Annotated in this window: 23 protein-coding genes; 10 read left to right on the top strand and 13 right to left on the bottom strand. The window is 60.9% G+C overall.

All coding sequences use genetic code 11. The annotated features are described in order from the left end of the window. Nucleotides 1-54: 54 nt before the first annotated feature. From murJ to ABDK74_RS04045, 3 genes are all read right to left on the bottom strand, one after another. Complete coding sequence (murJ, locus tag ABDK74_RS04055) at nt 55-1,611, bottom strand: murein biosynthesis integral membrane protein MurJ (protein ID WP_346002808.1); 1,557 nt, start codon at nt 1,609-1,611, stop codon at nt 55-57. 76 nt (nt 1,612-1,687) lie between these two features. Continuing rightward, a complete protein-coding gene (locus tag ABDK74_RS04050; RefSeq protein WP_346002807.1) occupies nt 1,688-1,933 on the bottom strand; it encodes a hypothetical protein in 246 nt (81 codons plus the stop codon). A gap of 106 nt (nt 1,934-2,039) precedes the next feature. After that, a complete protein-coding gene (locus ABDK74_RS04045; RefSeq protein ID WP_346002806.1) occupies nt 2,040-2,534 on the bottom strand; it encodes a glutathione peroxidase in 495 nt (164 codons plus the stop codon). Nucleotides 2,535-2,681: 147 nt separating this feature from the next. On the opposite strand from ABDK74_RS04045, the gene ABDK74_RS04040 reads away from it, so the two are divergent. Further along, nucleotides 2,682-3,887: a nucleoside transporter C-terminal domain-containing protein gene (locus tag ABDK74_RS04040; RefSeq protein WP_211563120.1), complete on the top strand. Its 1,206-nt coding sequence runs from the start codon at nt 2,682-2,684 to the stop codon at nt 3,885-3,887. Between the two features lie 98 nt (nt 3,888-3,985). Further along, nucleotides 3,986-4,510 (top strand): superoxide dismutase[Cu-Zn], encoded by a 525-nt coding sequence (gene sodC, locus ABDK74_RS04035; RefSeq protein ID WP_346002805.1) that lies wholly within the window; start codon nt 3,986-3,988, stop codon nt 4,508-4,510. Between the two features lie 9 nt (nt 4,511-4,519). On the opposite strand, the gene ABDK74_RS04030 is transcribed toward sodC, so the two are convergent. Genes ABDK74_RS04030 through tsaD form a run of 3 tightly spaced genes read right to left on the bottom strand, consistent with a single transcriptional unit; the run spans nt 4,520 to nt 7,430 of the window. Continuing rightward, nucleotides 4,520-5,494 carry an NAD(P)H-dependent glycerol-3-phosphate dehydrogenase gene (locus tag ABDK74_RS04030; protein WP_346004157.1) on the bottom strand — a complete coding sequence of 325 codons (975 nt, stop codon included), beginning with the start codon at nt 5,492-5,494 and terminating at the stop codon, nt 4,520-4,522. Between the two features lie 2 nt (nt 5,495-5,496). Next, on the bottom strand, nt 5,497-6,336 hold the full coding sequence (locus ABDK74_RS04025; RefSeq protein WP_346002804.1) for a 23S rRNA (adenine(2030)-N(6))-methyltransferase RlmJ: 840 nt from the start codon (nt 6,334-6,336) through the stop codon (nt 5,497-5,499). Continuing rightward, entirely contained in the window at nt 6,333-7,430 is a 1,098-nt protein-coding gene (tsaD, locus tag ABDK74_RS04020; RefSeq protein ID WP_346002803.1) for a tRNA (adenosine(37)-N6)-threonylcarbamoyltransferase complex transferase subunit TsaD, read from the bottom strand. The genes ABDK74_RS04025 and tsaD overlap by 4 nt, the downstream gene beginning before the upstream one ends. Nucleotides 7,431-7,496: 66 nt before the next feature. On the opposite strand from tsaD, the gene hemC reads away from it, so the two are divergent. Beyond that, nucleotides 7,497-8,546, top strand: a complete 1,050-nt coding sequence (gene hemC, locus ABDK74_RS04015) for a hydroxymethylbilane synthase (RefSeq protein ID WP_346004156.1) — start codon at nt 7,497-7,499, stop codon at nt 8,544-8,546. 26 nt (nt 8,547-8,572) lie between these two features. Then, entirely contained in the window at nt 8,573-9,220 is a 648-nt protein-coding gene (locus ABDK74_RS04010; RefSeq protein WP_346002802.1) for a uroporphyrinogen-III synthase, read from the top strand. A gap of 2 nt (nt 9,221-9,222) precedes the next feature. On the opposite strand, the gene secB is transcribed toward ABDK74_RS04010, so the two are convergent. Continuing rightward, nucleotides 9,223-9,744 (bottom strand): protein-export chaperone SecB, encoded by a 522-nt coding sequence (gene secB / locus ABDK74_RS04005; RefSeq protein ID WP_062033330.1) that lies wholly within the window; start codon nt 9,742-9,744, stop codon nt 9,223-9,225. A 207-nt stretch (nt 9,745-9,951) separates the two neighbouring features. Here secB and ABDK74_RS04000 point away from each other — a divergent pair, with 207 nt between their 5' ends. The 4 genes from ABDK74_RS04000 (at nt 9,952) to ABDK74_RS03985 (ending at nt 14,316) form a co-directional block, all read left to right on the top strand. Next, nucleotides 9,952-10,746, top strand: coding sequence for a Tim44/TimA family putative adaptor protein (locus ABDK74_RS04000; protein WP_346002801.1), 795 nt, complete (start codon nt 9,952-9,954; stop codon nt 10,744-10,746). A 43-nt stretch (nt 10,747-10,789) separates the two neighbouring features. Further along, nucleotides 10,790-11,932, top strand: coding sequence for an MltA domain-containing protein (locus tag ABDK74_RS03995; RefSeq protein ID WP_346002800.1), 1,143 nt, complete (start codon nt 10,790-10,792; stop codon nt 11,930-11,932). Continuing rightward, complete coding sequence (locus tag ABDK74_RS03990) at nt 11,929-12,747, top strand: site-specific DNA-methyltransferase (protein ID WP_346002799.1); 819 nt, start codon at nt 11,929-11,931, stop codon at nt 12,745-12,747. The genes ABDK74_RS03995 and ABDK74_RS03990 overlap by 4 nt, the downstream gene beginning before the upstream one ends. An 81-nt stretch (nt 12,748-12,828) precedes the next feature. Then, on the top strand, nt 12,829-14,316 hold the full coding sequence (locus tag ABDK74_RS03985; protein ID WP_408874463.1) for a cytochrome-c peroxidase: 1,488 nt from the start codon (nt 12,829-12,831) through the stop codon (nt 14,314-14,316). 80 nt (nt 14,317-14,396) lie between these two features. On the opposite strand, the gene ABDK74_RS03980 is transcribed toward ABDK74_RS03985, so the two are convergent. Both ABDK74_RS03980 and ABDK74_RS03975 read right to left on the bottom strand, forming a co-directional pair. After that, the gene (locus ABDK74_RS03980) at nt 14,397-15,578 is read right to left on the bottom strand and encodes a lipase family protein (RefSeq protein ID WP_346002797.1); all 1,182 of its coding nucleotides are present in this window, start codon (nt 15,576-15,578) and stop codon (nt 14,397-14,399) included. A 126-nt stretch (nt 15,579-15,704) separates the two neighbouring features. Continuing rightward, nucleotides 15,705-15,914 (bottom strand): hypothetical protein, encoded by a 210-nt coding sequence (locus ABDK74_RS03975; protein WP_346002796.1) that lies wholly within the window; start codon nt 15,912-15,914, stop codon nt 15,705-15,707. A 120-nt stretch (nt 15,915-16,034) separates the two neighbouring features. Between ABDK74_RS03975 and ABDK74_RS03970 the strand changes: the two genes are divergently transcribed. Further along, nucleotides 16,035-16,637: a Smr/MutS family protein gene (locus tag ABDK74_RS03970; RefSeq protein ID WP_346002795.1), complete on the top strand. Its 603-nt coding sequence runs from the start codon at nt 16,035-16,037 to the stop codon at nt 16,635-16,637. Nucleotides 16,638-16,642: 5 nt separating this feature from the next. Here the strand turns inward: ABDK74_RS03970 and ABDK74_RS03965 are convergent, their stop codons facing one another. After that, nucleotides 16,643-17,725, bottom strand: a complete 1,083-nt coding sequence (locus tag ABDK74_RS03965) for a hypothetical protein (protein ID WP_346002794.1) — start codon at nt 17,723-17,725, stop codon at nt 16,643-16,645. Beyond that, nucleotides 17,722-18,639 (bottom strand): oxygen-dependent coproporphyrinogen oxidase, encoded by a 918-nt coding sequence (gene hemF / locus ABDK74_RS03960; protein WP_194254420.1) that lies wholly within the window; start codon nt 18,637-18,639, stop codon nt 17,722-17,724. The genes ABDK74_RS03965 and hemF overlap by 4 nt, the downstream gene beginning before the upstream one ends. Before the next feature lie 287 nt (nt 18,640-18,926). On the opposite strand from hemF, the gene ABDK74_RS03955 reads away from it, so the two are divergent. Continuing rightward, nucleotides 18,927-19,817: an S-methyl-5'-thioadenosine phosphorylase gene (locus tag ABDK74_RS03955; protein WP_346002793.1), complete on the top strand. Its 891-nt coding sequence runs from the start codon at nt 18,927-18,929 to the stop codon at nt 19,815-19,817. A 50-nt stretch (nt 19,818-19,867) separates the two neighbouring features. On the opposite strand, the gene ABDK74_RS03950 is transcribed toward ABDK74_RS03955, so the two are convergent. After that, nucleotides 19,868-20,131, bottom strand: a complete 264-nt coding sequence (locus tag ABDK74_RS03950; protein WP_346002792.1) for a hypothetical protein — start codon at nt 20,129-20,131, stop codon at nt 19,868-19,870. 106 nt (nt 20,132-20,237) lie between these two features. Continuing rightward, nucleotides 20,238-20,948, bottom strand: a complete 711-nt coding sequence (locus tag ABDK74_RS03945; RefSeq protein WP_346002791.1) for a dienelactone hydrolase family protein — start codon at nt 20,946-20,948, stop codon at nt 20,238-20,240. Between the last annotated feature and the right edge of the window lie 38 nt (nt 20,949-20,986).

The following is a 20,986-nucleotide window of genomic DNA, read 5'->3' as shown; positions in this document are numbered from 1 at the left end:
ACAGTGCTTTGGCCATACCGCCTTCCTGCCGGTGTGTGAACCAGCAGGGCAGGGTCAGCGGGTGCGTCTGCGGTTCAGGCGTGACTGGAAAGCCACGGCGACGTCACGCAGGCGCACCACCTTCAAGGCGTCGAGCGTCATGACATAGACCAGCATACCAAAGACGATCAGAGCCATAAGCATGCTGAAGCGCCACACGCCGTGCCAAGAAGGCAGGTCTGGTGCTGCGAGTTTTTCTGAAGCCGCGACCCAGAGTGCCATCATGACGGCGGCACCCGTAATGCGCAGCGCGCGTCCTTTGAGGAGCGGGTCCGCGATGAACAGGCCGCGCCGGTGCAGGATGACGGCGAGGAGGGTGCAGTTAGCGAAAGCGGCAATCGTGCTGGCCAGCGGCGGCCCGATATGACCGAGCGGTCGATACAGCAGCAGGTTGAGGACAAGGTTCAGCCCTAAAGTGAAGAAACCGATGCGGACGGGTGTGACGGTGTCGCCTTCCGCGAAAAAAGCCGGGGACAGAACCTTGATGAGAACGAAGGCAGGCAGGCCGAGCGCATAGGCCCGAAGGCACTGGCCGGAGAGGAGAGCATCCGCGACGGTGAAATGGCCGTAGCTGAAAAGAGCGGCCATGATGGGGAAGGCGAGGACGATCATGCCGATCATGGCGGGCAGCGTCAGAAGCAGTGTGTAGTCGATGGCGCGGTTGACGCTGGAATGGACGGCGGCACGGTCGTTATTGGCGATATGACGGGTCAGGAGCGGCAGGAGGGCCGTCCCGGCCGCCGAGCCCAGAACGCCGAGGGGAAGCTGGTTGATGCGGTCCGCGAAATACAGGATCGAGGGCGTTCCCACAGGCAGGTGGGTTGCGATGATCATGTCCACGGTCAGATTGATCTGGGTGACACCGGAGCCGACAAGGCCCGGCCCCATGCGGCGCAAAAGCGCCCGCATGTCTGCCGACAGGCTGGGCCATGTCAGATGTGGTCCCATCCCTGCGCGATGGGCGGCCCAGTAGAGAGCGCCAAACTGCACGATGCCGGAGAGCGTCACGCCCCAGGCACTCACGACGGCCGTATTATGCCAGACCAGAGCGCCGAGAAGAATCGCTGCGATGCCGATGATGTTGAAGGTGACGTACGCAGCGGCGGCGGCAGTGAATTTCCCAAGCCCGTTGAGAATGCCCGAGACGAGAGCCGCACCGCAGATCAGCAGCATGTAGGGGAACGTGATTCGCGACAGGTGCACCGCGATTTCGAAACGGGTGCCGGTGAGACCCGAACCGATGAAGCTCACAACCAGCGGCATGAAGATTTCGGCAAGGACAGTCAGCAGGGCAAGCCACAGCATCAGGCCGGAGAGTGCCTGACCGGCGAAGCGCAGGGCGGGCTGCGGGCCTTTTGTTTCGTAACGCTCGGTGAACATCGGCACGAACGCCGCGTTGAACGCACCCTCGCCGAAGAGACGCCGGAACATGTTGGGCAGCCTCAGTGCGATCAGGTAGGCGTCCTGAACGGGGCCGGCACCAAGGAACGCGGCGAGAAGCTGGTCACGAACGAGGCCGAGGACACGCGAAAGCATGGTCCAGCTGCCGACTGTCAGGAAATTGCGAAGCATTTCCTGATCCTAGCCTATCATTCAGCGCCGCGACATATGCTCCGTGACAGGAAAAACACGCCGTGGCGGATTGGCCTCAGCGCAGGATCGTTTCGCGGTTGTACGGGGGCGTCGTGGTGCGCTGCGACTGGCCCATGCTGGGGCGGACGGCGGCAAGACCGATGCAGAGCAGCGTGACTTCCAGCATCAGCATGGCGCTGGCCCAGAAAATGCCGGACAGGCCGAGAAATGACGTGACGTGATGCGCCACGGCCGGGGTCAGGGCGCCGAGGGCCGCAACCACCAGAAGGGGCAGGATTGGACGGAGTACTGAATCCTTCATAACGAATCTCCTGTCACATTTCTGACTTGAACTGTGACGGATTTCGATACGGATATTCAAGGAAAAAAGACGGCAGCCCGTATCTCTCCTGTGTGAGGACGGGCCGTCAGTTGCTCAGGATGACCTTGCGGATGGCTTCTTCGACCCGGTTGGAGGCGGGTTTGACCAGTGGTGTGAACCAGTTGGCGAGATTGCCGTCGCGATCGATCAGGTATTTGTAGAAATTCCAGCGAGGGCGGGCGAGGAAACCGCCCTGCTTATCAAGCCATTGAAAAACAGGTGTGATTTCGGGGCCACGGACATGCTGTTTGGCGGTCATGGGAAAAGAGACGCCGTAATTGCGGTAACAGAAGGTTTTGATGTCTTCCCCAGAGCCGGGTTCCTGCTCGCCGAAATCGTTGGACGGAATACCAATGACCATCAGACCATCCGAAGTGTCGCGGCCATAGCGGGACCAGACATGCTGGAGGTCTTCATATTGCGGGGTAAAGCCGCATTTGGAGGCTGTGTTGACAATCAGCAATGGTCGTCCGCGATAGGCCGAAAGGTCGATCGTATCGCCGGACAGGCCGGGGAGGCTGAAATCATAGGCACAGGTCATGGGGCGTTTCCCTATCAGTCGGGCGGCATTCTAGCGGCTCGGACGCTTGCAGGCGAGAGAGGAGGGGTGGACAGAACGTGACATGATGGACAGGTTCGGGTCGTTTCAGGTTCAGTTCTACCTGTTTTTCATGAGGAGTTTGCCTGAGTGATCCTGCGCGTCCTTTTCGGCATGGCCGGGCTTCTGTTTCTGGGGGCGCTCCTGTCCACCAATCGCCGGGCCATCGACTGGGCGCTGGTGGGGCGGGCATTGCTGTTGCAGGTGCTGATTGCGGCGGTCGTGCTGTGGATTCCGGCAGGCGCACATGGACTGCATGTCGTGTCCGATGCGGTGACGAAAGTTCTGTCTTTCGGGGATGTGGGCAGTGCGTTTCTGTTTGGTGGTCTTGTTGGACCGAAGATGGACGGATTGTTCGGCAATGGCGGCTTCGTCTTTGCGCTGAAGGTGCTGCCGGAGATCGTCTATGTCGCGGCACTTCTGGGGCTTTTACAGCACTGGGGCGTGTTGCAGTTCCTCTCGAAGCTGATTGGTGGGGCGCTCTCGCGGATCCTAGGAACGACGGGGCTGGAATCATTTGCAGCGGTGCTGACGATTTTTCTGGGACAGAGCGAAATTCCGATCGCGCTTCAGACCTGTCTTGCAGAAATGTCGGAGGGGGAACTGGCGACCGTTCTGTGCAGCGGAACATCGTCCATCGCGGGGTCTGTGCTGGCGGGATATGCGTCGCTGGGTGTGCCGATGGAGAACCTGCTGGCGGCGTCTTTCATGGCTATCCCGGGCGGCTTGCTGTTTTCACGCATCCTGTTTCCGGGACCGCGCCGATCTGACGCGCAGATTGCGGGCGCAGATCACGGGCATCACAGCATGTTCGAGGCCATTGCCGACGGCGCGATGAACGGTGCGAAGATCGCGGTGGCGGTGGGGTCTGTCCTGATTGCCTTCGTGGGGCTGATTGCGTTGGCGAACGGGCTTCTCGGTGCGTTCGGGCTGTCGCTGTCGTGGATTCTAGGAATGGTATTTGCGCCGTTTGCCTGGTTGCTTGGCGTGCCGTGGAGCGAGTGTGTCGTGGCGGGAGGACTGCTGGGACAGAAAATCGCGTTCAATGAGTTCGTGGCCTATGTGAACCTGTCTCCGCTGATCCATGCCCATGCGCTGTCTCAGCGGACAATCACGATCCTGTCCTTTGCCCTATGCGGATTTGCGAATATTTCGACGATCGGCATTCTGATTGGCGCGTTTGGAAGTGCGGAGCCGCGTCGGCGGACGGATGTGGCATCGCTTGCCGTGCGGGCTGTTGTGGCAGGAACGCTGTCCAATGCGATGAGCGCGGTCATTGCGGGGCTCTTTGTCTAATTTTGGGCGGATCACGAATCTCTGATCGGAAGATTTGCCTTACCTAAGTTAAGATGAGAATAGTTATCATCTGACTCTGAAAAAGACTGTGAGTTCCCATGCGTCGTTCCGGATTTCTGCCCCTTCTTTTGGCCTCCGCCATAGCCATCCCTTCTCTGGCCTGTGCGGCAGACAGTGTTTCGGGAGAACTGAAGGGGACGGATGGCGCGTCTCATGGGATCGTGACCGTGACGGACGCGCCAAAGGGCGTTCTGCTGCGCCTCCAGGTGCAGGGGCTGACACCGGGCTGGCACGGCATTCATTTTCATGAAAAGGGCAATTGCGCGGCCCCGAAATTCACCAGTGCGGGTGCGCATGTCCATGCGACAACGCCGGTGGTGCATGGTCTTCTGAAGGCGGATGCGAATGACGCCGGGGATCTGCCGAATCTGTATGTCGCAGCGGACGGGACGGCGACGGTAGAGCTTTATTCTACGCTGGTTTCGCTGAAGGGCGGCAAAACTCTGCCTGCGCTGATGGATGCCGACGGCGCATCTGTGGTGGTGCATGCCAAGCCGGATGATTACCAGACCCAGCCGATTGGTGGCTCGGGCGATCGAGTGGCCTGCGCCGTTCTTCACTGAAGCGCGTCGTTATTCCCGGGTCGGCGGGCGGTCCAGCAGAAGATGGCGCGCTTCCTCGATCGAAACGCCCTCGTTGAGGAGACGGGTGACGGTCTCAATGATCGGTACCCGCACGTTATGTTTGCGGGCGAGGGCGAGCATCGCGGGGGCGGTCAGAACGCCTTCCGCAACTGTCGTGCGTGAAGCGAGAATATCCGCAAGCGGGTGACCTTCGCCGAGTTCCAGACCGACACTGTAATTGCGAGAGCCGCGTCCGGTGCAGGTCAGAATAAGATCTCCCATGCCCGCAAGCCCTGCAAGCGTGCTGGCACGGCCTCCAATGGCTTCGGCGAGGCGGCCGATCTCGGCGACAGCGCGGGTGATCAGAGCCGCACGGGCGTTTTCGCCCAGTCCAGCGCCGATTGTGATGCCTGCGCCGATGGCGATGACGTTCTTGGCGGCTCCTGCAAGCTGAACACCAGCGGCGTCATCGCTGGCATAAAGACGAAAGCTGGATGTGTTGAGGAGCGCCGTGAGGGTCTGTGCAAGCGCAAGGTCCGCGCAGGCCAGCGTTGCGGCGGCAGGAAGTCCCTTGGCGATTTCGATGGCGAAATTCGGACCGGAAAGAACGCCTGTCGGGCGGTTCGGCATGGTCTGGGCCAGCACATCGAGCGGCAGGAAGGCGGTGGCCTGTTCCAGCCCCTTGCAGCAGGTCACGACTGGAACTGTCGGGTCAAGTACAGTCTGAAGCCGCGTTGAGACGTCGCGGGCGGTCTGCACCGGGGTCACGAGCAACACGACATCGGGGGCGTGTGGGAAATCGCCCGTAATGGTGACATTGTCGGGCAAGGTGATGTCAGGCAGACGCGGCAGGGTGCGAATTCCCGGCGGCACCGGGTTTCGCATCCAGAGCGTGACGTCCGCGCCAGTGGCCGCCATGGCGCAGGCCAGCGCGGTTCCCCAGGCTCCAGCGCCAATAACGGCGATATACGGACGTCTGCTCATCATTATTCCTCTGCCAGCCGTTCGATATGGATCTGGATATCTTCCGTGTCAGGAGAACGCAGGCCGACAGCAAGGGCTTCGAGAATATTGCGCGCTTCGTTCTCGAAGCCGAACGGCGCGTTGACGACCAGCAGACCACAACCGTTCAGGCGTGACGGATCGACCGGCGGACGCAGCAGAAACTCGCAGGCGAGCATATCCCGGATGCCCGCGTCCTGAAGCGCCGTATAGAAGGCCCGCACGGGTGTGCGGTGCTTGATCGGGTACCAGACGGCGACGATCCCGGCGCGGAAACGATTGCGGATCAGGGCAACGGCCTCTGCACAGCGCGCGAAATCGTCTGGTTTTTCAAACGGCGGGTCAATAAGAACGAGACCGCGCTTGAAGTCCTTGGGTGGCAGGAGCGCACGCAGGGCCTCGTAACCGTCACGATGATGAACGGCGGCCTGTGGGTCGGCATGAAAAAGGCGTCGAAGGGGGCGCACGTCTTCAGGGTGCAGTTCGCAGGCGATAAGCTGATCTTGCGGGCGCAGTTCGGCGCGGGCGAAAGCGGGGGAGCCGGGGTAGCGGTGTCGGTCCTGCACATTGGGGCGGACGGCGTCGAGATATTCCGCAAGCGGTGCTGCGGCCGGACTGTTCAGGAGCTGACCGATGCCTGCGCGCCATTCGCCGGTTTTTTCGGCCTCTTCAGATGTAAGATCGTAACGTCCGCATCCTGCATGGGTATCGAGGACGAGGAAGCCTGCGGGTTTGCGCTTTAGCGCCTTGATGAGCGCCAGAAGCAGAGCATGCTTCATGCAATCAGCGAAGTTTCCGGCGTGATAGATGTGACGGTAGTTCAAGAGAATTGTTCCGGGATGGCGGGAGTGCGTTCAGAGAGCGGCCAGCGGGGGCGGGCGGCGATGTCGATATCGTTAGGCGTCTCGCCTGCATGAAGACGCTCAAGCGCAGCCCATGCGACCATCACCGCATTGTCCGTGCACAAACGCAGGGGCGGGGCGAAGAAAGGGATTCCGTGGTTGGCGGCGACCTGTTCGAGCGCATGACGCAGGGTTTTGTTGGCCGCCACGCCTCCTGCAACCACGAGGGCCGTGGCATTCGGGCTGAGGGCGAGTGCGTGTTCCGCACGGTCGGCCATCACATCCGCCACCGCGCGCTGGAAGGAGGCGGCGACGTCTGCAGCGAACTGGCGGGGCAGGGCATCGCGACGGTCGGTCGGGTCCTGCGTGTCGATCAGGCGGCTGACAGCAGTTTTCAGGCCCGAGAAAGAGAAATCGCAGCCTTCGCGGCCCTTGAGCGGACGGGGAAGCGCATAAGCATCGTCCCGACCTTCGGTGGCAAGTTTTTCCAGCGCAGGACCGCCGGGCCAGCCGAGGCCAAGCATTTTGGCAACCTTGTCGAAGGCTTCACCGGCGGCATCGTCGATCGTACCGCCCAGACGGACATAACGGCCCGTCTGTTCGACCAACACGCACTGGCAATGACCGCCCGAGACAAGCATCGTCAGGTAGGGAAAGTGAAGCGCCGCTCCGAGGCTGGGGAGCCGGGGCGTGAGAATATGGGCTTCGATATGGTTCACGGCCATGAAAGGACGGTTCAGCGACATGGCCAGTCCCTTGGCGTAGGAACTGCCAACAATCAGGCCACCAATCAGACCCGGGCCAGTCGTGCCGGCGAAAATATCGATATCGGCGAGCGTCAGAGACGCTTTTTTCAGGACTTCCGCCACCAGAGTGGGAAGGGCGTCCAGATGCGCGCGGGCTGCAATTTCCGGGACCACACCGCCGAGAATGGCGTGGTCGGTCTGGGACAGCACGCCTTCGGCCAGGATCGTGCCGTCATAAGCGAGGATGGCGCAGGCCGTATCGTCGCAGGACGTCTCGATTGCGAGAAGGCGGCGTACGGATGTGGAAGAATGGGTGGAGGGGGCTGACATGCCCTTATTATGGCCGAGTCTGTCATATCATGACAGTCCTGTGTGAATGGGCTAAAGCTGCCGTTCATGAATGCTCCCGTCCTGCCTTCCGATGCGCTCCAGCGAGTTGCAGCGGAAGCCGTCCGCCGTTCCCATGCCGCTGAGCCGCCGACTGGCCGCAAGCTCCCTCTTCGTGTCGGGTCGCGGGCGTCGCCGCTGGCGCTGGTCCAGACGCGCAATTTTCTGACGCGCCTGACCCGGTTCTGTCCGGTCCTGCGCGACATGGGCGCGTTTCAGGAATACCAGATCAGCACAGAAGGCGACCGCAATCAGGTCCAGCGTCTGGCTGAAATTGGCGGTAAAGGTCTGTTTGCCAAGGAAATCCACGAAGCACTGGCAGCCGGACGGATTGATTTCGCGGTGCATAGCCTTAAGGATCTGGAAACCAATCTGCCTCCTGGTCTTGTACTGGCCTGCACGCTCAAGCGTGAGGATGCACGCGATGCGCTGATCCTGCGGGACCGGACCGTAAAGATCGATCCGGAACGCCCGTATGACTGCCTGCCCGAAGGCGCGCTGATCGGATGTGCGTCCGTGCGGCGTCAGGCGCAGATGCTCCATGTGCGGCCTGATCTGCGGTTTGGCCTGCTGCGCGGCAACGTACAGACGCGACTGGACAAGCTGCGGGCCGGAGCGTGTGATGCGACGCTTCTGGCACTGGCAGGTCTGCGTCGTCTGGGCATGGAAGACCGTGTGGATGTGGTGTTCGAGCCGCATCAGATGCTTCCTGCCTCGGGGCAGGGGATCGTTGGCGTGACGGTTCGTGAGAGCGATCTGGAACTGCGTGAACTACTATCTGCGATCGAAGACCCGGAGGCCCGGGCGGTTTCGACAGCCGAACGCGCACTTCTGGCGGAGCTTGATGGCTCCTGCCGGACGCCGATCGGAGGCTATGCCCGGATCGAGAAGGGCGTGCTGAAGCTGACGGGCATGATTGCGAGCGAGGACGGGACGTTCCTGTTGCAGCGCCATATCGAAGGCGCACCGCTTGAGGCTGCCCGGATGGGGACGGAGCTTGCGGACGAACTGCGAAGCGATACGCCGTCCAACATTTTTGAAGACATGAGGCGTCCCTGACGCTTCTATCGGACCGCGTTGTTCTGGTGACCCGGCCGGAGCCCGGACTGTCCGCTACCATGGCGGAAGTCAGGGCGCTGGGCTGGCAGGCGATGGCATGCCCGATGCTGGACATCACGGCACTGGTGCCGGTAGCTCCTGAAAACTTTCGAGCCGTTCTGGTGACAAGCGCGAATGCGCTGCCTGCATTGCGGGACTGGCCGAAGGAGCGGCTTGTCGTCGCCGTAGGCTCGCAAACGGCGGCGCGGGCGCGTCAGGCCGGATTTATCCATGTTGAAGCGGCAGACGGGGATGCCCGGGCTTTGACCGCATTCTGCCGGACGCGGGGCATTAAGGGCGCGGATGTGCTTCTGGCCAGCGGCGAAGGCTACGGTCTGGATCTGGCGAGAGATCTGGAGGTGCAGCGGGCGGAGGTTTATTCGGCCAGCAAGCGTGTGACTTTGCCGGATGAAGCGGCTGCGGCCCTGCGGGAGCGGCGAGTCGAAGCTGTTCTGCTGTATTCCGGGAAAACGGCGGAAGCATTTCGGGAAGCGCTTGGAGCCGAAGACGTAACGGCACTGTCTGCCGTACGGGCGCTCTGTTTGTCAGAGGCCGTAGCCGCGCGCCTGAACCCAAAGGAATGGCGCGCGGTGACGTGGCCCGATCCGCTAAAGCAGCTCGGACCAGTTACCTGAGATCAGGCTTCGCCGGCGGGTTCCGGGAACTGCTGGGCGCGCTTGGCCTGCCACAGGGCCACGAAGTCGATCGGCTGAAGCACGACGGGCGGGAAACCGCCGTCACGCGTGACATCGCTGACGATGGCGCGGACATACGGGAAGATCAGACGCGGCACTTCAACCAGCAGGATCGGCTCGACCAACTCCTGCGGCGGGTTGGTCAGCGTCACGACGGCAGCATAGGTCAGTTCGGCGATGAACACCGTACGGCCGGCCTGTCCACCTTCCTGTGCGGGCGGTTCAGCGGCTTCGGCGCGGACGGCCAGAGCAACTTCATAGACGGCCTGGTCTTCTTCCAGACGGTTGGCCTGAACGTCGATGTTGACGGAAATCTGCGGGGCAGAGCGCAGCGTTGCGAAAATGGACGCGCCAGCCGGAACTTCGAAGGAGAGGTCCTTCGTGTATTGCAGGTTGATGGCGAGCGGCATTGCCGGCACGTTTTCCTGACCCATCACGGTGTTGTCGGCAGTGTTCTCTGACATGCGGTCTCCGGTTCCGCAGGGGCGAACCCCATGGCGGACATCGATTGAAACGATTGCGATCCCTCGGCGGTAGCATGATGTCTGCTGCGCGCCAAGACACGGTTCTGGCCGACAGATGGTTGAGATCAGAGAGATTGCACCCTATCTGTAGGGCAACAGATCTTTAACCGGGCGCTGCAAAGTCCGGACAGTGAGAAACAGAGCTTCATGTCTTCTGACGACATTCACCTTCCCGCGGGCCTCATGGCACATGCGGGCCATTCTTTCCCCTGGGACCTCGTGGTCCTGTTCGTGCTCGCCATAGTGCTGGGTGTGAGGTTGTACCGTGTGCTCGGCCGTCGCGTCGGGATGCAGGGTGTGCGCCAGGAACGTCCGGGCGGTGGCCGGTTCGGCTTCGGATCGCAGAAGGGCTCTGCTCCTGATGCCGCACGCCCCGGTACGCCACCTCCGCTGCCGGGACAGGCTTCGGGCAAGGGCGATAATGGTGCGTTCGCCGCTACAGTGCCGGATGTGGAGTATGAAATTCCCGCACCCGTGACCCGTGTCGGTGGCGTTCTGGCTGAAATTGGAACAATTTTCCCCGGTTTTTCGCCTTCAGGCTTCCTAAAAGATGCCGAGGACACATTCCGGCAGGTTGTTCCGGCTTTCGCTGTCGGAGATCGTGCTGCGCTGGAAAAACTGCTGACGCCTGCTGCTCTGGAGAGCTTTTCGGCTGCGATCGACGCGCGGACGCAGGCTGGTGAAACGCAGCGGAGCGATCTTCGCGGCGTTGAGAGCCTCTCCATTCTGGATGCGATGCTTGTGTCTATGGAGAGCGGCGTACAGACGGGCCGAATCGAGGTGCGGATCGTGTCGCGACAGGTGAATATCCTGACCGATCGTCAGGGTGAGCCAGTGCTCGGGACCGAAGCCGTCACCGAATTCCATGATCTGTGGCTGTTCGAGCGTGTGACTGGACAATCCGATACACAATGGCGTCTTGCGGCGTCCTGCCCGGCCTGATCGTTTTTCGAGATTTTTTCTGTTCGAGTTTTCTGCCTGTCCGATGAAAAAACTGCTGACTCTGATGACGCTCGGCGTGCTGTGCGGCTGTACGCCGCAGGAGGCGCCGTCGTCGCTTTCGCTTTCTCCCGTAGGATATGATTCGCTTGCCGGATGGGGGCAGGAGGATTTTGCATCGCTGATGCCGCTGCTTCGGGAGGAGTGTCATCGGCTGGCGCAGCTGCCGCCTGAGACGCTGCTCGGCGGAAGCGACGCCATCAGCTACGGGCGCCATGCTGCCGACTGGAGTAATGCCTGCACGGCGCTTGCGACGGCAACGGATGCCAGAACATATTTGGAAACATGGTTCCAGCCTTACGAGACTGGCACTGAGGCGTTCTATACCGGTTACTTCGAGCCACAAATTCCTGCCTCGCTGACACGCGGCGGGGAGTATCAGACGCCGGTGTATGGCCGTCCGCATGATCTTGTCCGGGCGAAGGCTACCAATGGCCAGATGGTGAGCGGTCGATGGGTGAACGGACAGTTCGCGCCTTATTACGATCGGGCTGCGATTGATGGCGGTGCGCTGGAAGGGCAGGGCCTTGAAATTGCTTGGCTGAAAAATCCGATCGATCTGTCGTTTTTGCAGATTCAGGGTTCAGGGCGGCTGATTCTGCCGGATGACGGGCAGGTACGTGTGGGCTATGACGGGCGCAACGGGCAGGCTTATGTTCCGCTGGGACGTGTGCTTGTGCAGCAGGGCGAACTGCCTGCGGATGGCGTCAGCATGGACAGCATCCGGAACTGGCTGGAGACGCATCCGGACCAGATGATGTCTGTGCTGGAGCGTAATCCGAACTATGTCTTTTTCCGTCGTGACGACGGCAATCTGGCGCAGGGACCAAAGGGGGCGTTCGGGATGCCGCTGACGGCCGGGCGTTCCGTAGCGGTTGACCGGTCGCTGGTGCCGTTTGCGATGCCGCTTTGGGTTGAGACAAAGCTGCCCTATAACGCGGGCCAGCCCGTCACATGGGATCATCTGGTGTTCGCGCAGGATATCGGAACGGATATCAAAGGCGCGGGCCGGGCTGATCTGTTCACCGGTTGGGGCGCGAGTGCGCAGTCCATTGCCGGGAACCTTCATGCGCATGGCCGGATGGTGCTGTTCCTGCCGCGACCGCCTGCAGAACCTGCCGCGCAATGATCCGCAGTCGCCGGGAAAAACTCGGTGTTCATACGCTGATCCGGGGAGACTGCACGACGGTTCTCAAGCGGATGCCAGCGCAGAGCGTGGATGTGGTGGTAACGTCCCCGCCCTATAATCTGGGCGTGTCGTATCGCACGTATCAGGACCGGCTGCCCGAAGACGCGTATCTGGACTGGCTGGAAGAAGTCTGCACCAGTCTGTGTCGTGTGATGAAAGATGACGGATCGTTTTTCCTGAATATTGCGGGGTCGTCGTCCCAGCCCTGGTTGCCGTTCGAGTTGATGACACGGTTGCGCAAGCTGTTCGTGCTTCAGAATCACATCACCTGGATCAAGTCGATTTCGGTCGGCGAGATTACGTACGGGCATTTTAAGCCGCTGAATTCTGCGCGCTTCGTTAACCGCAACCATGAGCATGTGTTCCATCTGACCAAGACGGGAAACGTGCCGGTTCAGAGACTTGATGCGGGTGTGCCGTTTACGGACAAGAGCAATATCGTGCGGCGGCAGCACATCACGGACCGGCGTTGTCGTGGCGATACGTGGTTCATTCCCTACGAGACGGTGCGGAGCCGCAAGGAGAAGTTCAGCCATCCGGGGACGTTTCCGGTGGCGCTTCCCGAAGCCTGCATCCGGCTGCACGGGCTGCGGCCGGGTGGTGTGTTGCTGGACCCGTTCATGGGCTCCGGGACGACGCTGGTGGCGGCGGAGCGGATGGGGTGTGTGGGGATCGGGATTGATACCGACACGTCTTATGTGAACGTGGCGCGCAAGAGGGTGCGGGCTGCGATCGATCACGAGGACGAAGATTAATCGACGACACCTGTTTTTCTGACAGGTTCAATCACTTTGACTTTGCGTGTCACTTTTCGACATTATCACGACACCGTGAGTATGAGGAGAAAAGTGGTGCGTTCCAGCACGATTACAAAGGGAATTGCCGGTCTGGTGGCGCTGGGCGTTGTCGCCTGGGGCGGGACTGTCACTTATCTCGAGCATTTCGATCATGCTGGAGCACCGCAGCTTCCTGCCAGCAGCCCAACGCGTCAGGACCCGACGGCCATGGCGGCATTTGCGGCCCTGCGCGAAGTGCGCTGCGATTACTGCCATACGCAGAATGCGAACCTGCCGTTCTATTTCAGCTTGCCGCTGGCCAACCAGATCATGAAGCGCGATCTGGTGCAGGGACAGCGTCATTTCGAATATGCGCCTGTTCTGGCCGCGTTGCAGCAGGGCAAGCCGCCTTCGGTCGAGCAGCTTTCGCGCATCGGGGAAGTCATCACCCAGAACCGTATGCCGCCTGCGGCTTATCTGCTGATGCATCCGCATGCCCATCTGAACGAGAAGCAGCGCGTGGACATCCTGAACTGGGTGCGTGAACAGCGCGAGCGTTATTATGCGACGCCGGGCGTGGCAGCGCAGTTCCGTGGCGAGCCGATCCAGCCAATTCCCGAGAATGTGGGCGTGGACTGGAAGAAGGCTGAGCTTGGTCGGGCGCTGTTCTTCGACAAGGGCCTGTCGGGTGACGGAACGCTCAACTGCGCAAGCTGTCATGGTCTGGACAAGGGTGGTGTGGACAACCTGACGACCGCGACGGGTATTGGGGGCCAGAAGGGGCCGATCAATGTGCCCAGCGTCTATAATTCCGTGTTCAGCATGTCGCAGTTCTGGAACGGTCGCGCGAAGGATCTAGCGGAGCAGGCGGCAGGACCGGTCATGAACCCGCTCGAAATGGGGTCGCATGACTGGGCGACGGTGGCCGAGCATGTTCGGAGCACACCGGGCTATGCCGGGCAGTTTGAGGCAGCTTTCGGTTCCGACCAGATCGACAAGGACACGATCACGGGCGCGATTGCGGAATATGAAAAGACGTTGATCACGCCGGACAGCCGTTTCGATCTGTATCTGAAGGGCGATGCGAAGGCGATCACGGCGCAGGAAAAGCGCGGCTATGAGCGCTTCAAGGAAATCGGCTGCTCAGGTTGCCATAGCGGTATTGCTGTGGGCGGTGACGCTTACGAGATTCTTGGGTTGGAAGGCCCGTATTTCGAAAACCGTCACACGAAGCTGACGGCTGCCGACGAAGGGCGTCTGTCTGTGACACATGCGGAAGGAGATCGGGCGCGGTTCAAGGTTCCGAATCTGCGCAATGTCGAACTGACCGGACCGTGGCTGCATGATGGCTCGGCCACTACGCTGGAGCAGGTCGTGCGGGAAATGGCGCGTTACGAGACGCCGGATCGGGATATTGCCGATCAGGATGTCACGGATATCGTGGCGTTCCTCAAGACGCTGACAGGCAAGTACGAAGGTATTCCGTTGAAGGATGTGCCAGCCGATCAGCCTTTACAGGCTCCGGCAGCCACCCCCGCTTCAAACTGAAGTCTGCGGAAAATACAGGAATAAAAAAACGGCCCCGGATCATCCGGGGCCGTTTTTTTGTGGGCTGTGTCTGTAAGGGCTTATTGCGGAACGGGGTTGCACTGCGGCGGAACGGGCTGACCGGTCATGACTTCGTTGGTGAAGATTGCGGAGTCCGCCAGAGAGCCGTTGACCGTCTCACTGTGATTCAGACCCTTGTAGAGATGCGCCTGAACAAGCGATCCGGCGGCGCAGGCGGCTTTAACCAGCCCGAGCTGAAGCGCAGGCGGGACGTCACGGTCTTCTGTGCCCGTCCCGGTGAAAAGGGGCTGCGCCAGCTTGAGGGTTGGGAATTCCATACCCTTTAGTGCCGGGCTGATGGCATTGAGGAAGGTCGGCTGGAGCATGTTGTGCAATGTCAGGCCAGCAGCTTGCGTCTGCTGTGACAGGGATGTCAGGCATTCATGTGCGGCTTTGCGGTAGAGAGGCAGCGCCTTGGGGGTGAAGGCTTCTTCGGGGCGGAAATGCGGGTCGTGTCCTGCCAGTCCGGTGGCAAGGTAAAGGACGTAATCGACGAGCGGGCTGTAGCCTGCGTCAGGCTGGGCAGCATTCTTGAGCAGCTCCCCGAGAAGCTCGGGCGTGACGTAAGGGGCACCGGTGGCCACGGTGCCGCGGATGTCCAGTTCGGGGGCATAGGTGGGGGCATAAGCTGCCGTGGCGACGGCAGCACCTCCGCCCTGAGACTGGCCGACGATCATGATTTTGTTTTGCAGGTCCGGCACGTTGGCCAGTGCGGCGCGGATGCTGTCGAGGACGCTATAGGCTTCGACGCGGGTGTCCAGATAAGCGTGCGTGCCGGGTCCGCCGAGGCCCTGATAGTCCGTTGCGACCACGGCGAAACCGCGCTTCATCCATGTCGAAAGATAGGTGCTGTTGCGATCGTTATAGGGGTTGAGGGAGGGGGCGCAGCTATCGTCAACGCCAACAGTACCATGCGCCCAGGCGACGATCGGCCAGCCGCCTTTTGGTGCGGGACCGGGGGGAAGGATGATTTCCGCCGTGATGGGAACGAGACCCTTCCCGGTAAGACCGTTCGTTGAAAGATAGGTGATACGCAGAGCGCGCCCGGCGTCCGGAAGGCTGAGTGCTGCGGCCAAGGGTGCCGAGGCTGTGATGGTTCCGGGTTTCTGGACGCCGGAGGGGGCTGCGGCCTGTGCCGCGCTGAAACAAAGGGCGGTGCTGGCGAGAAGGGGGGCGAATTTGCGCAGGAAAGGCAGGGGCATGGAAGATCCTAGGTCGGTCTTGGGCCGGTCTGGCGTTGCAAGCGAGACTGACGGCATGGTCCTTAACGTCAAGTGAATTTAAAATGGCTTTGTGTAAAAGATGGCGCCTGAAGTGATGCGGGACGATCAATCGTCCTGCGCGAGGCGACGGTCGGCGGCCTTGTCGATCCACTCACGCTCTTCCGCCGTCAGCAGGCCGCGTTCGTATTCCTGGGTGGCGCGGGCCTTGGCGTTGCTGGCGCGGGCTCGTGTGTCGATCGGATAGGCGCGTTTTTCAGGCAGGGCGAAGGCGCTGTCGGGGAGGCTGTCGCGCTCTTCCTGTGTCAGATGGCTCATGGTCCTGTTCTTTCGGAAAATGGAACCTGAGGCGTAAACGCATCCGCGGGCGGAAAGTCCCGAAAGAACATTGTTCAATGATGCCCGAAGCCGTTACATGCTCGTGGCTTGAATTGTCTGATGGACAAGGGTGGCCGGACAGGAAGTGAGGATAGTGTGGCGAAGCGGGATCTGAGGGAGGAGGAAGCGACGCTGTGGCGGATGGTTGTCCGCGATATCAAGCCGTTGCGGTCTCTGCGCTCCCCACGTCGTCTGGCGCCTGCGGCCAAGGTCGAGCCTCCTGCGTCGTCCATACCGGAGGTCCCGCGCCCCATGCCTATCGTGACGGGACGCTCTTTCCTGCCTGTGCAGTCTGAACAGACGAAACCGCGTCCTGCTGAGCTTTCAGTGGGTGTCCGGGCGCCGGGGCTGGATGATACGAGCTGGAAACGTCTGTCACGCGGGCAGATGAAGGTGGATGCGCGGCTCGATCTGCATGGTTATGTCGTGCAGGAGGCGTTTGAGCGGCTGTATGATTTCATGCAGCGCGCGCGGGTGCGGAACTGGCGCTGTGTGGAGGTTGTGACGGGGCTTGGAAGCGGGCAGACCAGCGGGCTGATTCGCCGTGAGCTTCCGATGTGGCTCCAGCGGGGGGATCTGCGCTCAATGGTTCTGGCTGTCGTGCATCCTCATGCTGCCAATCACGGATCAGTCCGTATTCTGCTGAAAACACGCCGGCGCTGAGCTTGTCAGATGTGGCGTGTTTCCTGCCCTTCGCGCCAGCGCGGCGTATTGACGGCGAGCCAGCGACGCAGTGCCAGTGTGGCCCCCAGATCGGGAACGGCTCGTGAGAGGAACGGTGCAGCGTTCTCACCCGTGACCAGTTTGAAATGATGTGTTTCGGCCCAGCGCCTGACACCGGCATCCGCAGTGGCAGCAGTGCAGGCGCGGTTCCACTGTGTGACGATTTCAGGCGGCGTCAGCATGGGGAGTGCGATGGCCATGGCGGTGTCTGCCGCAGCGGAAACAGCCTGCCAGGCATGATAGAACGGGCCTTCAGGGGCGCGGTGCCGCGCCTGCTGATAGGCTTCCATGAAAATGGGGATGGTCGTCGAATGCGTGTCCGTCAGATCGCCGGTGTAGTAAATTGCACTCGTGCCTTCCGGCAGGTTGGCGAGGACATCATCAAGCGGTCGGTCAAGCGTATAGGGAGAAATCTGCACTGCATCGACGGTGCCTTCGTGCAGGGCGGTCAGGGCATTGGATGAATCCACATAACCCGGAACGGGAATGGGGCGCAGGCCGAGAAGTGAGAGGCCCATCAGGGCATTCAGTTCGGGGCCGCCAATGCGGGAGACGGCAAGGCGGACGGGATGATCGTGGAAGAAACCCGTCAGGCGGCTGCGCAGGGTTTTATGTAATTCGGTACGGGCAATGACGACGGTTGTGGTGGAAGCCACCAAGACGGGAGTCCAGCGTCCGAAATCGTAATGGACGCGGGAATCGCCTGTCAGGGACGCCAGAAGTGTGGCGCCGGGAAAGGCCAGCGCCGTGTTGCCGTCGGGGGCGCTGTTGGCATCGAACAGGTTTGCGGCGCGAACACCGTCCTGTCCGATATCGGGTGTCAGTGCGAGAGGTGTCACCAGATCCAGCGCATGGGAAATGGCACCACTTGCCAGTTCCGCGAACTGGCCTGGAATAGAGGCGAGCGTACCGCCCAGAAGGAGTTGAACATCCGTCAGGCTCCCGGCACGGGCCGGGGTGTTCAGGAAGGGAGCGGTTCCGCCAAGGGCCGCCAGCCCCTTCAGGGCTGCACGTCGGGTCAGTCTCACGGCCAGCGGACTTCCGGCGGCATGCTCATGAGGATGGCTTCGGTGTTGCCGCCTGTCTTGAGACCGAACAACGTGCCTCGGTCGTGAAGAAGATTGAACTCCACATAACGGCCGCGACGGATGAGCTGGGCGTCACGATCGGCTTCGGTCCAGGGGGTGAACATCCGGCGACGCACAACGGCGGGGTAGGCGTCATGGAAGGCCATGCCGACATCCTTCGTAAAGGCGAAGTCCAGATCTGCGTTTCCGGTAGAGAACTGGTCGTAGAAAATGCCGCCCAGGCCGCGTGGTTCGTTGCGGTGGGAGAGATGGAAGTAGCGGTCGCACCATTCCTTGAAGCGGGGATAATGCTCAGGATCGTGGCGGTTGCAGGCATCTTCGAACGATTTGTGGAAATAGTCCGCGTCGGACCGGGCTTCTGCGCTGTCAGGAAACATGGGCGTAATGTCGCCGCCGCCTCCGAACCAGCCCTTTGTCGTGATGATCATGCGCGTGTTGAAATGCGCGGCGCTGACATGCGGGTTGCACGGATGCGCGACGAGAGAGACGCCGGTGGCGAAGAAGCGCGGGTCTTCTTCGGCGCCCTGAATGTTTTTGCGGAATTCAGGGGAGAACTCGCCCCAGACGGTCGAGACATTGACGCCGACTTTTTCGAACACGCGGCCGCGCATGACGGACATCACACCGGCACCGCCTTCCGGGCGGCTCCAGGCCGTGCGTTCGAAACGGCCGGGGGCGGTACGGTCACGCAGGACCTGCGAACCACCCTCCGCGGCTTCGTCTTCGAGTTTTTCGTAGGACGCGCAGATGCGGTCACGGAGGGTTTCGAACCAGGCTTTGGCGTCCTGCTTGAGGGCGTCGTGAGGCACGTCTGGACGAACGGTTTCGGCGAAACCGGGGCTGATCTGGTCCATTTTTTCTTCCCCCGTTTATACAGGACAAAACTTCGTTACGCGCAGTGTCCTAGCAAATCGTGCCGTCGTCGAACAGTTGGCTGATGCATGACTGACGCTCATTGGTGGCGAGCATCCGTGGCGGGACGATGGCGCAAAGACGTTTTCATTTCGTAAAAACGCCGGGTTTTTGTGAAAATATTTTGCTGAATGCGGGAAAGGGACGTGTGCGGCGGGCAAGGCTTGCGCGCAGTGCGTTCTCGTGGTCCAGAACGGGCGAGCGGATCAAACAACAGTCAGGAACAGACATGTCTTCGGAACAGGAAATTCAGCCCGTCATCGGTGTGATCGGTGGTTCGGGGCTGTACGATATTGACGGACTCGAAAACAAGGAATGGCGCAAGGTTGAAACGCCTTGGGGTGAGCCGTCCGACGAATTGCTGTTCGGGACGTTCGAGGGCGTGCAGTGTGTGTTTCTGCCCCGTCATGGGCGGGGGCATCCCATTCCGCCGTCGCGTCTGAACTTTCGCGCCAATATCGATGCGCTCAAGCGTGCGGGTGTGACGGATATTCTGTCACTTTCGGCAGTGGGGTCGCTCAAGGAAGAGCTGCCTCCGGGGCATTTCGTGTTGGTGGACCAGTTCATCGATCGCAGCTTTGCACGTGAGAAGAGCTTCTTCGACACGGGCTGTGTGGCGCATGTTGGCATGGCGGACCCGGTTTCGGCGCGCATACTGGACGTGGTGCAGGGTGAGGCGGCCTCGCTTGGCATTCCGTTCACGCGGGGCGGGACATATCTGGTAATGGAAGGTCCGCAGTTCTCCACACGTGCCGAGAGCGAACTGTACCGTTCCTGGGGATGTTCGGTAGTCGGTATGACGAACATGCCGGAAGCCAAACTCGCACGCGAAGCCGAGATGAACTACGCGACCGTTGCGATGGTTACGGATTTCGACTGCTGGCATAGCGAGCATGACAGCGTGACGGTTGAGGCTGTTGTGAAGGTCATGACGGGCAATGCGGAGAATGCGCGTCGTCTTGTGAAGGCCGTCATTCCAGTGCTGGGCAAGAAGCGTCCGGTCGATGCAAGTGCCGAGCGCGCGCTGGATCATGCGATCATCACGGCTCCGGCTGCACGCGATCCAAAGCTGGTGGCCAAGCTTGACGCCGTAGCGGGACGTGTTCTGAAGCAGGGCTAAAGTTCTGTGAGTGTCGCGCCTGCTTCATGCAGGCGCGGTTGAAAGAACGATCAGTCGTGATTGTGGTTCGGGTCTGCGTTCAGATCGATGCCTGCACGCGCATCATCAATTTCCACGCCGTCCAGTTCCACCGGCGGCAGGTCCTTGACCGGGGTGCCCTGTGGCACGCCCTTGATGGAGATCAGGTCCGCAGCTTTTTCGAGATAGCCTTCGGGGCCGCAGTCCGGCTTGCCGTCAGCTTCCCACAGAAGGCGCGCTTCGTGACGGATCGCGGCGTCGTGTTTGGGATCGTCTTTGAGCGGATTGGTGCTCATTTTGAAACTCCTGTCTGATCCGGTGCGGTATTCGCCGGGTTTGCCATCATTATAGACCTCTTTCACGGTTTTGCGACAGTCTGTGTCACCGTGATCAGGGGGCGAGTCAGGCGAGGTTGGTTTTCAGAAAATCGACGCTGCGGGACCAGGCGAGATCGCGAGCATCACGGTTGAAGCTTGGACGCTCGGGGCAGCCGAAACCGTGGCCGGCGTCGTCATAGACATATTCTTCGATCTCGGGACGGGCGTCGCGGATCTTCTGGATTTCAGTGTGTGGGATAGAGGCGTCCTCGCCGCCGAAATGCAGCTCGACCGGGCAGTGCGGTGTGATATCGATATGATTGCCGATGCCGGCGCCATACCAACTCACGGCAGCGTCCACATCATGCGTCTGCGTTGCCGTCAGCCAGGCGAGCAGGCCACCCCAGCAGAAGCCGATAATGCCGACTTTCTCGTGTCCGGCATCACGCAGGGCGTTCGCGCAGGCGGCAATGTCGGTGAGCGTCTTGTCGGATGGAATCTGGCTGCGGAGTTCGAGGCCTTCCGTCACACCCGCCTGTGAATAGGGCAGGACGACGTTGGATTTTGCCCTGTCAAAGACGGCCGGGGCAATGACGTGGAAACCTTCGGCCGCGAAGTCGTTGCAGACATTGCGAATATGATCGGTGAGGCCGAAAATTTCCTGCACGACGATGAGGGCGAGGGGCGACTCCGCCGAACCTGCTTCCCAGGCGCCAAAGCTGTGTCCGTCTGCAGCCGTCAGTTTGACCATCTGGCCTGATACGGGGGTTTTCTTGTCCGATGGGCTGTGTTTCATGTCTGTCTATCCAGTCTTGTCATGCCCGAAAGGCCATG

The organism is Gluconobacter sp. OJB, from assembly GCF_039638275.1.
GTDB classification, from domain to species: Bacteria; Pseudomonadota; Alphaproteobacteria; order Acetobacterales; family Acetobacteraceae; genus Gluconobacter; species Gluconobacter cerevisiae.
Note: the sequence above shows the minus strand (reverse complement) of the source record. Positions and strands in the feature narration are given on the sequence as shown.

Excerpts from the sequence above, each read along its gene's own strand:
- murJ (WP_346002808.1), bottom strand. The coding sequence starts at position 1,611 with ATGCTTCGCAATTTCCTGACAGTCGGCAGCTGGACCATGCTTTCGCGT.
- ABDK74_RS04050 (WP_346002807.1), bottom strand. The coding sequence starts at position 1,933 with ATGAAGGATTCAGTACTCCGTCCAATCCTGCCCCTTCTGGTGGTTGCG.
- ABDK74_RS04045 (WP_346002806.1), bottom strand. The coding sequence starts at position 2,534 with ATGACCTGTGCCTATGATTTCAGCCTCCCCGGCCTGTCCGGCGATACG.
- sodC (WP_346002805.1), top strand. The coding sequence starts at position 3,986 with ATGCGTCGTTCCGGATTTCTGCCCCTTCTTTTGGCCTCCGCCATAGCC.
- ABDK74_RS04030 (WP_346004157.1), bottom strand. The coding sequence starts at position 5,494 with ATGAGCAGACGTCCGTATATCGCCGTTATTGGCGCTGGAGCCTGGGGA.
- tsaD (WP_346002803.1), bottom strand. The coding sequence starts at position 7,430 with ATGTCAGCCCCCTCCACCCATTCTTCCACATCCGTACGCCGCCTTCTC.
- hemC (WP_346004156.1), top strand. The coding sequence starts at position 7,497 with ATGAATGCTCCCGTCCTGCCTTCCGATGCGCTCCAGCGAGTTGCAGCG.
- secB (WP_062033330.1), bottom strand. The coding sequence starts at position 9,744 with ATGTCAGAGAACACTGCCGACAACACCGTGATGGGTCAGGAAAACGTG.
- ABDK74_RS04000 (WP_346002801.1), top strand. The coding sequence starts at position 9,952 with ATGTCTTCTGACGACATTCACCTTCCCGCGGGCCTCATGGCACATGCG.
- ABDK74_RS03995 (WP_346002800.1), top strand. The coding sequence starts at position 10,790 with ATGAAAAAACTGCTGACTCTGATGACGCTCGGCGTGCTGTGCGGCTGT.
- ABDK74_RS03990 (WP_346002799.1), top strand. The coding sequence starts at position 11,929 with ATGATCCGCAGTCGCCGGGAAAAACTCGGTGTTCATACGCTGATCCGG.
- ABDK74_RS03985 (WP_408874463.1), top strand. The coding sequence starts at position 12,829 with ATGAGGAGAAAAGTGGTGCGTTCCAGCACGATTACAAAGGGAATTGCC.
- ABDK74_RS03980 (WP_346002797.1), bottom strand. The coding sequence starts at position 15,578 with ATGCCCCTGCCTTTCCTGCGCAAATTCGCCCCCCTTCTCGCCAGCACC.
- ABDK74_RS03975 (WP_346002796.1), bottom strand. The coding sequence starts at position 15,914 with ATGAGCCATCTGACACAGGAAGAGCGCGACAGCCTCCCCGACAGCGCC.
- ABDK74_RS03970 (WP_346002795.1), top strand. The coding sequence starts at position 16,035 with ATGGACAAGGGTGGCCGGACAGGAAGTGAGGATAGTGTGGCGAAGCGG.
- hemF (WP_194254420.1), bottom strand. The coding sequence starts at position 18,639 with ATGGACCAGATCAGCCCCGGTTTCGCCGAAACCGTTCGTCCAGACGTG.
- ABDK74_RS03955 (WP_346002793.1), top strand. The coding sequence starts at position 18,927 with ATGTCTTCGGAACAGGAAATTCAGCCCGTCATCGGTGTGATCGGTGGT.
- ABDK74_RS03950 (WP_346002792.1), bottom strand. The coding sequence starts at position 20,131 with ATGAGCACCAATCCGCTCAAAGACGATCCCAAACACGACGCCGCGATC.
- ABDK74_RS03945 (WP_346002791.1), bottom strand. The coding sequence starts at position 20,948 with ATGAAACACAGCCCATCGGACAAGAAAACCCCCGTATCAGGCCAGATG.